This is a genomic window from Pseudoalteromonas sp. SG45-5 (assembly GCF_014164085.1).
Taxonomy (GTDB): domain Bacteria; phylum Pseudomonadota; class Gammaproteobacteria; order Enterobacterales; family Alteromonadaceae; genus Pseudoalteromonas; species Pseudoalteromonas aliena.
Genome location: NZ_JACJEM010000031.1, coordinates 18263 through 32529, shown reverse-complemented (window position 1 = coordinate 32529; position 14267 = coordinate 18263). Strand labels below are relative to the sequence as shown.

Sequence of the window (14267 nt, the reverse complement as noted above, 5' to 3'; positions counted from 1 at the left end):
CTGTTCCTTTTAATTTTAATTATCCTTTAAACGATAACTTAGTAGGGTGTGTTGTTAACTTGTTTTTACGTGCACTCAAAAAACTATTTGCACCAAGTTGATAATCATTATTCGACAGTTTTGTTGCCTCTAAATCTTGGAAGTTAGCTTCAATTACTAAACGAAACTGAACTGTATTTCCCACATAATCTTTTATTATTTTATTGGTCAATTTAAACAAACTACCGCTAGGTAGCAGTAATTTAGCTTTAAGTGGATCATCGCAAGAAATATGAACTTCTATATTTGATGATATATCCCACACTTGCTTACCAATAACGGTATCAACGCCCAAACGAGCATGTTGTCCTTCGTAGAGTACTTGGCTGGCTAAGCATGTTTGTTCTTGTAATCGCAACTTATGCCACTGGCCGACCATTTGCTTGATCTGAACATTACACTCTAAATAAGAAGTTAAAATGTTTTTAAGATCAGAGGCATTTCTAATTTTTCGACTATATAAACCCGAAAAATGAAGTTGGTGCTCATTATAACCACCACTTAATAACCCTAAAATTTGGGTATACGAGTCTTTATTTTTATCTTTATTAATATGATTAAGCGCTGGTTTATATTTTTTCCACGCTCTGTAATACAGTGAAATTAGACGATGGTTAAACATGTCATAAAAATCACGCATCGTCGTATCTTTGTATCTCAAACGCTGCATAACCAGTTCACTATAAAACTGTGGTAAAGCACCTGAGCAACCCGTTAACCCCATAAACGACACTTGCATCGTGACTTTATGTAAACCCTCTTCGTAGCTGGTTTCTTCTAATTTAGTAATTGCATTACCAGGATAGCCAAACTTTTGAGTTGATGTAAATTTAATCAACTCTTGTTTGGGATTACTATCGTAACCAACATGGCGGTGCTCTAATCCCTGCTTTTTAAGCTGATTTTCAATAATGAAAACCGCTTTATAAAAGTCGATTTGCGACGCTTGAGAAATAATATGCTTAATCATAAAAGAGGACTATCACCGACTCTTGCCGGCCATTGATAATATATTTGCTCTTGTTCTTTTAAGCGAAGACTGACACGCGTAAAGCTATTTATAGCTGAAAACTGCGCAAAAAAATGGTCCAGAATAGATGCAAAGAAAAACATACCACTGCCAGAGAAATCATCATTAGCAAAGGTAATTTCAATATCACTGCCTGTTGCAAAACTCACTCTACCACTTTGCACAACTCGTGCAGTAGAGGGCGTAATTAATACTCTATAAATATTATCAATCATGCCTTTTGTTTGTGGTGAGGCCCTAAAATCATAAAGTCTCAATACCTCTTTAAGTTTGCTGCAAGCATCGTCACCACTAAATGTGTCCAGGGTTAGATGATTTACTAACTGCCATCTCGTCGCGTCCGCCAAAATAGGCCGAACAGCGTGAGTAAAAGGGATTAAGCAGCGAATTTTTTTAATAACATCACCACGCTCAGGCATCAATAAACCCAGCTCATCATCACCAAAAGGCATACTGGCTGGCAAGTTTCTGTTGCTACAATTTGCACGGACAGTTAAAACAGTATTCCCTTCTCCATACTCCATTGCGGTATTTTCAAATGTAGCATCGACTAGAGACAAAAATGTTTCAGTTCCGGATTCAACATAACCACCTGCCCATGAGGCCGTTTCTCTGCGTATATGCCAAAATAAATCAGCATGACCGTGATATTTTGGGTGTGTTTGCCCATAAAAAGGAGACACAACTTGCTTGTTACCTTTATGGTCAAAAGCAATGACTTCAGTCAGACCAATTACCTCTGAGATCTCTGAATCCATATAGCGCGGCGTTAATTTGTATTCATACTCACTTATTTCCGGACGAATCGGTTCCAGCTCTTGCTCAAATAAGTTAATGATGGGTGTGCAACCAAGCAAAAACATATTTTTATCGACTTGTTTTTCAAGCTCAGCTGACTCTGTATCTAGGTAAAAATAAACATTACATTGATTCGATTTTTTTGGAAGAGACGATTTTATCCCCTGTAATTCAAAAAACCTAAATTTCTCCGGAAAAGTAAAATTTTCAACTAATAAACGATAGCCCGCAGACGAGCGTTGTGAATAGGGAACAACGGCTTCATTTGAACTAAACCCAACGGCTTTTAGCTGACTCTTGGATAAGTACTTAATTCCTTCTTCACCATTATCAAATGCAATGCCGATGCAATGCTTAAACAATAACTCATACACTTTTAGAGTATGATGCCATTGTCCATTTATAAATATTCTTAGTTTTTCAAGCCCTGTTTCAGCAAGTGATACACCTTCGTACTCACCGGTTAATTCTAGCTTAAATATAGATTTCGCTTTTTCATGCCAACGTGGTTTAGGTGCAACAAATGGGCTGTTATCAAACTGCACATTGGTAATTTCTACAGGCCATAGGTAGGTTTCGTAGCAAGTTTGAAACTTACATTGTTTCATCGACTCAACATTGGTTTCTACTTCACTCGCTTTTGGAATGATAATACCGGTTGTCGATAAATTTTCTGCTTCTAATTTTACTATCGACATTGAGGGAATAGGCGCTTGATAATCAGGAAACATTTGGCCCAATAAAGCATCCGTTAACTCTGGGAAACTGTCATCCAATTTTTGCCTGATATTTGCTGTTAAAAAAGCAAATGATTCAATCAACCTTGATACGTGAGGGTCTTCAATGTGATCTTCACTTAGCTTTAAACGCCCAGCTACTTTTGGGTATTTATCTGCAAAGTCTTTACCTAAGTGACGCACAAATGCTAATTCACGATTGTAATATTTTAATAATTCATCGTTCATAAAGATGCCTCAATAATCTTCATACCTAAGTTAACGGGCTCAACCTCAGAGTCAAAACTGATAAATTCAGGTTCAGGATCCGCATACAAAAGCGCATTTATACGTAAGTTAAGCACTCTATTTACAGGCACTTCTTCATCTGTAAACACCTCAACTTCAAGAAATCGCGGCTCAAATTTTAAAATTGTGTCCCTAACGGTTTCACACAATAATGTTCGCCCTTCGTGAGAGCTTACAGACATACTTGAAAAGTCTGGCAGACCGTATGATAAGCAAGATGTTGCTAACTCATTATATTGCGATGGCCAGGTATGCCATTGGATCCTTGCATTAAGCAACGCTTCTATATCCCTTCGTACATTATTTCTTAGCTCACTAATGGTAATACCTTCTGTACGAGAAGGCGCATCTTGAAAGTCTGGCTCATCGTCGATAAGTCTATCGATAATAGATGCTTGAAGCTGTTGCTTATGTTCAATCATAATAGTTCAAATGGATTAAACGCTTTCGAACACGTTTATTTTTAAATTTGGGATAGTGATTGCCTCGTCGTTAACAAACAGCATTTTCATCCCTTTACCAATAGTAAGCTCTTCTTTAAGATCGACCCAATCAGAAACTTGCCCTAGCTTTTCTAGTTCTGTATCTGCGTTTGCATACACCAGCGGTAAATGTGCAGTACCTGAAGGACCATCATTTTTAATAGTAATTTCAACTCTTAACCAAATACTTTCAAGTAACGATGCGTTTGGCTCTACTTTTAATGCTTCTATCTCATTAAAGTTTGCTAAATAAAACTCACCATTAGTGCCTAAAACCTCTAAATATGGCGCTAGGCTGTCATCAAGGTCTCTCACTACTGAGTCGCTGTCTTGAGACGTTTCAATTCTTAGCAATTCCATTTCTTTTGCTAATTTGCCCGCTTCATCAATCTCGCCTTCGAGTAAAGCCATATGCATTTTTAAAAATAAAGTATCAAGCTCATCCGCTTCATGAAATAACTTAGGGATGCCTTTACCTTGATAAAAATCAACTCTTGATTGCTGTGCTCTAATTAAGTGGCGAAGGTTAACTGCACCCACCGCAAACTCTGGGTTTTTCTGAACCATAAAGTCTAACTGCTTATCCGCTTTTTCAAGCTCGCCATTAATGCAAAGTAACTCAGCATAAATACTTCTGATATCAAAGTTTAAAGGCTCATCTTGTAATTGTGTTGCGCACCAAGATAATGCATCAGTAAGTTTACCCTCGCGAATTAAGCTATGTATTTTTTTCATGACTATTCCTTTATTTTATGATGAGGACTGAGCTCTGTAATTAATTTTATACTAGAGACCATTTGATCTAATTGAAAATGTGGTTGTAACTGCAAAACAGAAAAATAGTGCCCTGGGTTAGCCTTGTTTTCACTAACTTTTATTCTAGCATTACTCAATGGGTACTTGCTTCTAATATGCTCAGAAGCGGAATCTGATGCCGTGGTATAGTTATTTATCCAAGCTTGTAAATCTCGTTCACAGGCCTGTGCTGTACTATAAGAACCCACTCTGTCACGTGCTAATAGTTTTAAATAATGCGCAAATCGAGAAACACATAAAATATACTGCAGCATCGATGATAAACGGGCATTGATATTCGCAGCATTTGAATCGTAGTTTATTGTTTTTTGAACCGATGCATTACTATAAAAAACAATATGCTCAGTATTTGTTACAGACGATGCTGGAATAAACCCAAGTTCAGAAAATTGTTTCTCAAATTTACTGGTTACCAGTAAATCTAAAGGCGGTTTTGCCTCTTTTTGATAAGTATCGTTAGCAAAACTATCTCGAGCAAGTCCTGTGACTAACCCTTTAGAAATCTTCCCAGGCTCTATACCGCGAATATGACCAAACCAACCACTTTCGCAATAGGCTCTTATTATTGTTGATACAAACTGATAAGCGGCGTTACCCCAAAGCATATCTGTCTCAGGGTTGGTTATTTGTTCTTTAAAATAAAAATCTTGATGGCGTTTTCCATCATTGCTGTAAGGGGGCCTTACTAATACATGGGGTAATGTGAATCCAACAAATCGGGACTCTTCCATTTTTCTAAAACTCTGCCATTTTGCGTATTCTGGCTGCTCAAAATGATTAAAAAGATCTGAATAATAGCCCAAGTCTGAAAAACTATCTGCACCAAACAAATTAGCTGAGGCAGAACAAATAAAGGGAGCAAATGCAGCGGCCGCAGTTCTTGAAATTTCTTTAATGGTGTCGATATCGTTGTGAGTTGTTCCCTCAGAGCAAGTATTGGTTATTTCATAATCGCCAATAACAACGCCAAAAGGCTCTCCTCCAGCACTATCAAATTCACTTTGGTAAAGTAATTGAAAAAACAAACTTTGGTCAAAATCAATCGCTTTATTTACATCTTTTGATAATGTAACCCAGTCGCAATTTAATAATTTTACTTTTACTTTATTTTCTTTGTCGTACTGCTCACTTTGCAGTAACAGCCACCATAAATTACGCCAGCTGGCTTCTAATTTTTGAAACTTTTTCGCGTGAATAATCGTGTTTAGTTGATTAGATATTTGTTGATCTAATTCCACAATTATACGTTGTAGGTAGGGACCTATAGATTCCTTATTCCATGAAATAGGTGAATCAGAAGAGCCTTCAAGCCATAATAACAATGCTTTATCTAGATTTTTTTCGTTCAAAAATCTATCAAGCAAAGCATCATTATCACTTATTCGAGACTGTGCTTTTTGTTGAAAAGCAATGTCTTGATTTATAAATGAAAACTCTTCGTGATTCATTCTACTGCATTATCCTTAACGCTTGAGATTAGTTTATTAACCAATCTCTGGAATTTTAGCTACAAGACGTAAAGAAGAAGTCAGTTCTTCCATTTGTAGCCAAGGCTTTAACCAAGCAACCGCATTGTAAGCGCCTGGTTGGCCTGGGATCTCTTTAACAGATACTTTTGCATCAGCTAATGGGTAACGTGCTCTAATATCTTGACCACCCCCTTCTGTCGCATTCACGTATGACAGGATCCAACGGTTTAACCAAGACTCAACATCCTCAGCTTCCATAAAGCTACCGATTTTATCGCGCGCCATAACTTTAAGATAATGAGCAAAACGAGATGTTGCCATTAAATAAGGAAGACGAGCAGAAATAGCAGCATTTGCAGTTGCATCTGGTGTCGAATATATCTTTGGTTTTTGACAGCTTTGTCCGCCAAAGAAAACAGCGTAATCTGTGTTTTTATAATGACAAAGTGGTAGGAAACCTAATTTACTTAGCTCTGCTTCACGACGATCTGTAATACCGATTTCAGTAGGACATTTTAGATCCGGATCACCATCATCACTTGTGAATATATGCGTAGGAAGACCTTCAACTTTACCACCGCCTTCAGCACCACGAATAGCAGTACAAAAGCCGTATTGAGCAAAGGCTTTTGTCATATTAGTCGCCATCGCATAGGCTGCATTACTCCAGCAGTAGTCTTTATTTTCAGTACTCACTGAACGACCCGCTTTAGGCTCAACTTCAAACTCTTCGTAGTTAAACTCTTCTACAGGTTTTGACGCCGCACCATACGGCAGACGAGATAAGAAGCGAGGCATAGTTAATGATACAAAACGTGAATCATCGCTATCTCTAAATGAACGCCATTTTGTATATTCTAGCGATTCAAAAACTTTTTCTAAATCACGAGGTTTTGTTAGCTCTTCCCAGTTATCAAAACCAAATAAAGAAGGTGATGATGCAGCAATAAATGGGCAGAAACCAGCTGCGGCAACATTAGACATTAAACTAAGCGTTTCAACATCTTCTGGGTGATTAGTAAATTCAAAGTCACCTACAATAGTGCCATACGGTTCGCCACCAGGCGTTCCAAATTCAGACTCGTATATTTTCTTAAAGGTCTGACTTTGATCAAATTCAACCGCTTTACTTAAATCTTTATGAAGCTCTTTCTTCTTCATATTCAGAACACGAATTTTAAGCGTACCACTCGTTTCTGAATTCATTACAAGGTGGTGTAAACCACGCCATGAACCTTCAAGCTTTTGAAACTCTTCACTGTGCATAACAACGCTAAGCTGTTTCGATATTTTTTGATCGATTAATTGAATAGCTTCATTAAACGTCACTGTCATGTTTTTATTCCACTGAACAGTGCCTTTTAATGCTTCTTCTGTCAGTGTTTTAAGTAACTCTTCAGCGCGGCTTGCATCTGTTTGTTTAGTTGCGCCGATAGCTTGTTCTAAAAGTGAAGAACTTGCCTCAGAAGTAGACTCTAGTTCTGTACTTAATTGTTCAGTACTCATTTTTCAGTCTCCTCTAATTTCAATTCCTTCGCGATAGAATCTAAACTTGCTGTATTACTTAGTACTTCTTCTAATACATTCTCTAGTTCTTCTGAACGATCAATTTTAGTCATTAAATCACGTAGTTTGTTTCTCGTTTCCATTAACTTACGTAATGGTTCTACTTGATTTACAACGGCAGCAGGCTCAAAGTCTTCTATTGATTTAAAATTAAGGTCGACTTGAAATTCAGAACCATCATCCGTTAATGTATTTGCAACTTTCCAGCTTAGTGACGGACTCATACGTTTTAAAACATCATTAAAACTGTCACGATCTATTTGTATAAATCGTCTGTCTTTAAGAGGTTTTAAAGCATCGGTATTATCACCAGAGAAATCGCCCATTACACCAACAACAAATGGTAATTCTTTCTTTACCTCTGCGCCTTCCGTTTCTACATCATAAGTGATGTGTACTCTCGGTTTACGAACTCGTTTTAATTTATCATGGATACTCATTGAGAACTCCTTTTACCTATGTTTCAGTTTCGCTGATTTTAATGCCAGACAACTTAAAGTACCCAGTCCTAGCATCGCTATCTGTAATTAGTTCATTTAATAATTCAGGCAGCGATAATTCGCTCCATCGAATTACTTGTTCTATGGTGTACGACATTGGTGAGTGAGGCTCTGTATTTCTAAAAAACAGAGCGATCTCTTTCAATTTTTTTATCGCATTCTCTCTTGAATTTATCTCGTGATTATTCGCTTTTTCGACCACTGTTGCTGTCGATTCAACGTCATCATCTTTCAATTCAATTTCTTCTTCTTTATTATTTTCAGCAAGCGCTTTCTCAGCCGCTTCAAGCTTATCGGCTGCAACATGTTTCACAGCCGTAAGGCTGACTTCAAGTGCTTGCTTAATACTCGACGTTGGTTGGGGTTGCCCCGTTGCTTTATCCATTACGTCACTGAGTATTGAAAACTGCTCAATCGCTTTTTCTATATCTTGTTTAAGTGAAACAAAAAACTCTGTACTTGTCTCTGCTGCACTCTTTTCAATTAGTTCAAAGTCAACTGAGCCCTGAGTAATCTTTTTTTCTCGTTTGTCGTCACTTAAGCGCGATACGTCATAACCTTGTTGATATTCCCAAAAAGAAAAAGAGTCGATACTTACGCTATCTGTAAGGTAGATGCTCTTGATAGGAATAATCAAAGTCCCTTCACCAGCGGCTCCATTTAAGCCAGCTAACGCCGATACTTTATCCGAAATTTCGTCGTCGTCATCCAATGTTGGATAAAGTGATTCAAAGTGACTGTCAATTAAATTATGTGCAACATTAAAACCAAATGCTAAACCTTTAAACCCGTAAATACGGCACATCGCCTCTATGAACCATGCTATATATTCAATGTCTTTACTTTCAGTTTTAATTGCTTTACTGCATTGCTCAAGCAAAGGTAACCAATCACGGGATAAAGATGCAATACCTTGCTCATCAACTAAAGCATTTCTTTCAGCTGCTCTTAACTGGTTTCTTAAATCTTTTAAGGCATAATATGTGGACGTAGGAGAAACATCTGAGCGAGGATCAATGCCTGCAAACTCAGTATCTGAAATAGGGGAGATATATTCGTCTAATAAAAACATTCCGTCGTCCTAATAATTATCCATAAAACCCCAATAAAGCGAGGCGGATTTTATATTACATTCTTTATAAGAAATTACAAGCCTAGCCACACTAGCATTTATGTGCGGACTATTGCGAATACAAAAACAATCACGTACTAATTTACTATTTTTGCTGGTGAGAAAATGATTCAGTCAAACCATGTTCAGTTCCGTTTATAGCGCCTATTTTAAAAAACTTTATGCCAGTAAACAAACTATTTAACCTCAAATCTGATTATTTAACCTAAACTCTGGTTAAGAGACTTACTAACGTATTGAATCATAGTGATATTTAAATTTATTTTTCTCTAGCCAGAAATTTTCAGTGAAAACAAGCCGAATTTACGCGTCAATAGCGGGCCTATTGCAAGTAAATTCAACGCAGTTAGCGCTGAAAATAGCTGCTCGAGATAGATTTATTATCCAGAGTTCAGGTTATTTAGTAAATAAAGGGATTGTCGCTTCATCTTGAATATTAAAGGTTTCACTATGCTGATTACTTTTAGTCTCATCATATTTAACAATAATACACGTTACATTATCTCGAGCACCTCGCACTAAAGAGGAGTGCATTAAGGCCATTCCTGAGTCAATAATACTGCTTGGCTCTAATGATAAACATATTTCATCATCAGACAACTCGCCTGTTAGTCCATCAGAACAAAGTAAGAAAAGATCGCCCGTTTTAATGTCATTTTGAATAACATCAACGTTTACGTTTTCCATTACACCCACAGCTCGCGTTATTACATTCGATAGAGGGTGATCTTTAGCCTCCTCTACAGAAATAATCCCTTCATCAATTAAATCATTAACTTGGCTATGATCTCTTGATACTTGCGTAAGTACTCCATTGCGCAGCAAGTAAGCTCTGCTATCGCCTACCCACAAAATATAATACTTTCCATCTTTGACAAATAATGCTGTAACGGTACTACCCGCTGTTTTGTTTTCGAGATACTGGGAGCTGTAATCGTTTAGTTGTTTATTTGCCTCTTCTATCGCACTTACAATGTGAGAAACAGTTAAGTCTTTTAAGTCGCGCTCTTGTACTTTTGCTCTAATTACGTCAACAACTAACTGACTTGCAACCTCGCCGGCCTCATGTCCCCCCATTCCATCAGCCACAACCCATAAGTTATGGCTGTTTATCTCTACATGGGAATCTTCATTGAGCTGTCTTACAACACCTCGGTGAGTAATTGCGTAACTTGTATTAAAATTGCTAATCACTATTTTTTACCTGTGTGTAATTCCATTCCCAATGCTTCCATCTTCCATCTAACATTGCCGCAACTTGATTTATAGGAGGTAATGCTGAAGTTATCAGTACCATGGGCTTTATATTACAAGAGCCATGTGTCCACCAAACACTGTATTCACCATGCTTTTTATACAATAATGCATGCATCGCATCTTTCAAAACATCACTGCTCAGTTCTGTTCCTGAAAATTCAAAAGCTTCACCATCTTTATTTTTATCAACAGAGTGGGAGTAAGTCACTTGCTTGTTTTCACAAGCTGCGATTTTAATCGTTTTAGAGACCTCTTTTCGCCATGAAAAAAGATCGACCGAACCGTCTAAAACTTTTAAAACTACATCTTCATATTCAAGTGAAAAAACGCCTGAATTTAAGATATCAATAGGGTTATTGTCTGTAGTACTCAAAACCGTAAAAGGATAATGTCTGCCAACTGCATCCATACTTGGGAGCAATGTCCCCATAACGCCTTTATCGCCTACTATATTTGGGCTCAAAGCAAAATGCCAAACAGGACCTGTTAAATAACTATCTTGCCATACATCCCCAAGTTGCTCTTTGCTAACAGCAATGGCTGCTTGCAGCCATTGCTCCCAATGCTTTGAGAAGTCTTTAGAGACATTATCTTGAACAAAGTCACCTAAACAAGGCACTTTGCCTAAGTAACCAATATTTATAATCGCGTCGGACATGAAAACTTCTCTACACTTGAATTCCAAAATGGGTGTCTAATTGACTTAGGCAAGAGCTCTACTTTTGCATTATTTCCCATTAATGAGAAATGCAGCTTTAGATCTTTACGTGTTTCACTTCTTTTTTCGCTAAGTTCATCAAGCATTCTATAAAGTGACCACTCACCTTGATAAGTCGTGTTAATAGAACGTCCACCACTTGGAGGAGTAAATACAACTCTTGTTTTACTTTGTCCTGAAGCGCCAGGCCAAATAAAGTTAGTTACTTTTAACGGGCCATGACGATACGTCATAGACTGGCCATCAATTTCTATCATTAAGCTAGATACGGTACGGTCAAGTTCAAGTGGGCGTAACCCAAATTCAATCCTTGGTGTATCACTACCACGGTCGAAAAATGCGGTTTGAATTTGGTAAGCGTGTTCAAACATTTTTAGTGCTTCATTACCAATACCAATATCTTTTTCGAACTTCCAAGGACTTGAACTTATATCAACACTCGGTGCAACGTAACTATTAAAGAAAGAGTCAATTGTGCCATTTGGGCCAAAAAAGCGAGTAAAGTCTTTCATGTTCACTTCTTTATCAGCCTGCGGTGCAAAAGGGTACCTGCCAACAATTGCAGCGTTGTATTCTCTTAACACTTTACTCTTCCAAATTTCATTTAAGTGTCTGTTTGCACTATTTTTAGTGATATTGCTTGTATCTCGGCTTATGTCTAACAACCAGCTATTAAACGGGTACGGTAAATCACGACTCTGAAATTCTAATTGACGTATAAAGCTAGGCTTACTTTTACCGCTAATTTGATCTTTTATTGAATCTTTTAGCTGATCGCCTCGGTCAAGCTTGGTTAAATAGACATTAAGCTCTCTAAGGTTTTTTTGAATATTATCTAATTGTTGCGAGTCAATTGCTATCACCTCTTCAAATGCCTCTTCAACCTGATGGCCCGGTAATTTAATATCAAACGTGGGTGCCTCATCAGGTAAAAATCGCTTGATCCGATTCGCCTTAGTTTGCAGTGCAATTTTAGCGGCATTACCGGCAACTTTACCTGCGACCTTCTGGTTTTCTGATACAGGTAATTTAGTTAATTGAACATTTTTTTGGACCGCTGCGATGATGTTTTTGATTGGTGCTTCAGAGCCCGCGAGTACATCTGTAACATTAACCCCTTCAGCAGGCGAACTATACTGATTAAGACTCAAATCATCCAAAAATGACTGCCAATAATAAATATAATCTTGGAAGTAACGTTGCTCTAATTTTTTCTCAATTTCGTCTTTAGATATGTCATAAGTGCCCGATGCTTCTTCACCATAAACCCAGCTACTGGCCATTAAATTACCGAGCATTTTACTTTTTTCAACGTTGAAAATACCGTGGAAACCGTTAAACGTGTACAAACCAGGTATACTTCTGGTGAGCTCACCATTGTTACGAAAAGTAAACTTTTGAGCGCTTTCAAAACTAATAATGTCAGTGAGTCTAAACGGCGGAATACTGCTGTTAAGAAAATCAGCTTGAAGCCGTTGATATGCTCTCTCTGCTATCGGTAGTTTAGTTAGCTCACTACGAGCTGTACGCACAGCTTGATTATCGATGTCACTTTGAGTGATGCCTTTGTTTAATAATGCAGAAATATGGCCCATTAACTCATCCCTGGTTTGCATATTTTTATCACCAGGTAAGTTTCTTTCTAAATAAGCATTAAACCACGCCGTAATATCTTCGCTTTCGAAGTATTCAGGCTGAAATAGCATTAAATAGCATTTTAATGTTTCATATAAATAGCTCAGGTGCTCCGGGTGAGCTTCCATTTCTTTAATTAATGTATTGCCTACAAAAGGTTCTAGATACGTTTGTAAAGAGCGATCATAAGCGTTAACCGACGACTCTTTTATTTCGCTTAACTTATTAAAGCCAAACGATGACGACTCTTGTAACTCGCTTACAAGCGGCCCACTTGCAGGTAAATTTCTCAAAGCATTGAGTCTATCATTGAGAACAAGTAGGTTATTACGATCAAAAGAAGCCGAATCAAGTTCTTGATAGGTAACAATGGCTTCTTCTGTTGCAGAAATTAAATTACTATTCCACGCAAAACTAAAATACCAAGAAATTGAAAAGCCAAATAACGCTAGGCAGGCAAAGGTAATGCTCACAATGCGTAACCATTTATTTTGCTTATCATGGTGTTTATTAGTGCTGGCTAAGTTCTGCTCAGGAAAAATAACACTTTCTAAAACATTTTTTATAAAAAAGCTTTTTGACTGATTTATATGCTCAGATTTTCCTAAATTGCTATCACTTAAAAAGCTCGAAGGTGTACCTTCTTGGGTCGCACTTGTTAGGTAAACGCCCCTAAACATCGGCAATTCTTCATATGCGTTAGGTGTAAATATTTCCTTTAAAAATCCATCAGCAACACCTTGTAATACCCTAAGCTGCCTTGGAAATTCAAATATTTTAGCTCTTATTACTTCATTTCGCTCATTGATCAATCGACGATTTAGCATTTCTGTTAGTTTAGAAATCAACGAATGGAATTCTTTATTAAAAGCTTCAACTTGGGTGTCTTTTGCAAGGTCAAGTTCAAAGGTAACACCCCAAACTTGTTCACATTCTTCTTCGCTTAATTCACCAAAAAACTCTCTAAACCCATCAATTAAATCTACTTTCGAAAAAATAACATAGACAGGGAAAGTCATTCCAAGTTGATTTTGAAGCTCTTGTAATCTTTGTTTTATTGCGCGAGCATGCAGGTTTCTTTCGGTCTTGGTCTGGCTCATTAGCTCAGAAATACCCATGCTGATCATGACACCGTTGATAGGCCTAAGTGGGCGGTACTTTCGAAGTAAACCTAAAAAGCCTTCCCATGCTCGTGAGTCATGCTTTGCATGACTGTTTTGCGTTGTATATCTGCCAGCTGTATCTATCAGTACTGCTTTATTAGTAAACCACCAATCACAATTTCTAGTGCCACCTATGCCGTGCACTAAATCAACTCCTAACTTATCCTTAAGCGGATAATCTAATCCTGAGTTGTGTATTACTGTTGTTTTACCCGCACCAGGCGGGCCTATCATTATGTACCAAGGCAGCTGATAAATATTTTTGCCTTTAAATAACTTAACATCTTTAAGCAGATCAATCGCTTCGTTCATTCTTGCTTTTAACGTTGTGATCTCTTCGTTAACTTCACTGCTATTTGAATCATCACTGTCAATAAGCTCATCAGCCATTTTCTCGTCTCTTTTGCTTTGTTGCATAAGACGATAAATTTTTGATACAGAAAAAACGAGTAGCACTAGCAATATTGTTAACAATCTTGAGGCTATGCTTTCTAATGGAACGTAATCAGCAACAGCAATTAATGGACCGCCAAACCAGATCAATAATGATAGAGCAAGAAAACCTATAATTAATATCCCAGTGCGTGATGTAAGCGCGTATGTCATTTTTTTAATTTTTTGCGAGAAACTCATGTCA

The 14267-nt window shown here is 37.5% G+C and carries 11 protein-coding genes; all 11 read right to left on the bottom strand.

Annotated elements, in window-relative coordinates:
- Nucleotides 1–19: 19 nt before the first annotated feature.
- The 11 genes from tssG to tssM all read right to left on the bottom strand — a co-directional run bounded on the left by tssG (nucleotide 20) and on the right by tssM (nucleotide 14263).
- Nucleotides 20–1009 (bottom strand): type VI secretion system baseplate subunit TssG, encoded by a 990-nt coding sequence (tssG, locus tag H5119_RS11505; RefSeq protein WP_077535556.1) that lies wholly within the window; start codon nucleotides 1007–1009, stop codon nucleotides 20–22.
- Nucleotides 1006–2832 (bottom strand): type VI secretion system baseplate subunit TssF, encoded by a 1827-nt coding sequence (tssF, locus tag H5119_RS11500; RefSeq protein ID WP_077535555.1) that lies wholly within the window; start codon nucleotides 2830–2832, stop codon nucleotides 1006–1008. The genes tssG and tssF overlap by 4 nt, the downstream gene beginning before the upstream one ends.
- On the bottom strand, nucleotides 2829–3314 hold the full coding sequence (gene tssE, locus H5119_RS11495; RefSeq protein ID WP_077535554.1) for a type VI secretion system baseplate subunit TssE: 486 nt from the start codon (nucleotides 3312–3314) through the stop codon (nucleotides 2829–2831). The genes tssF and tssE overlap by 4 nt, the downstream gene beginning before the upstream one ends.
- 15 nt (nucleotides 3315–3329) lie before the next feature.
- Nucleotides 3330–4109: a type VI secretion system accessory protein TagJ gene (locus H5119_RS11490; protein WP_182702327.1), complete on the bottom strand. Its 780-nt coding sequence runs from the start codon at nucleotides 4107–4109 to the stop codon at nucleotides 3330–3332.
- Between the two features lie 2 nt (nucleotides 4110–4111).
- A complete protein-coding gene (gene tssC / locus H5119_RS11485) occupies nucleotides 4112–5638 on the bottom strand; it encodes a type VI secretion system contractile sheath large subunit (RefSeq protein WP_182702326.1) in 1527 nt (508 codons plus the stop codon).
- A 36-nt stretch (nucleotides 5639–5674) separates the two neighbouring features.
- Nucleotides 5675–7165 (bottom strand): type VI secretion system contractile sheath large subunit, encoded by a 1491-nt coding sequence (gene tssC, locus H5119_RS11480; RefSeq protein ID WP_138585659.1) that lies wholly within the window; start codon nucleotides 7163–7165, stop codon nucleotides 5675–5677.
- Complete coding sequence (gene tssB, locus H5119_RS11475) at nucleotides 7162–7665, bottom strand: type VI secretion system contractile sheath small subunit (protein ID WP_077535550.1); 504 nt, start codon at nucleotides 7663–7665, stop codon at nucleotides 7162–7164. Before tssB ends, tssC (H5119_RS11480) begins: the two co-directional genes overlap by 4 nt.
- A 16-nt stretch (nucleotides 7666–7681) precedes the next feature.
- Nucleotides 7682–8797: a type VI secretion system protein TssA gene (gene tssA, locus H5119_RS11470; RefSeq protein WP_182702325.1), complete on the bottom strand. Its 1116-nt coding sequence runs from the start codon at nucleotides 8795–8797 to the stop codon at nucleotides 7682–7684.
- A gap of 456 nt (nucleotides 8798–9253) precedes the next feature.
- Complete coding sequence (locus H5119_RS11465) at nucleotides 9254–10051, bottom strand: PP2C family serine/threonine-protein phosphatase (RefSeq protein WP_138584789.1); 798 nt, start codon at nucleotides 10049–10051, stop codon at nucleotides 9254–9256.
- Entirely contained in the window at nucleotides 10044–10772 is a 729-nt protein-coding gene (gene tagF, locus H5119_RS11460) for a type VI secretion system-associated protein TagF (protein WP_182702324.1), read from the bottom strand. Before tagF ends, H5119_RS11465 begins: the two co-directional genes overlap by 8 nt.
- The gene (gene tssM, locus H5119_RS11455) at nucleotides 10754–14263 is read right to left on the bottom strand and encodes a type VI secretion system membrane subunit TssM (RefSeq protein WP_182702323.1); all 3510 of its coding nucleotides are present in this window, start codon (nucleotides 14261–14263) and stop codon (nucleotides 10754–10756) included. The genes tagF and tssM overlap by 19 nt, the downstream gene beginning before the upstream one ends.
- Nucleotides 14264–14267 lie beyond the last annotated feature (4 nt).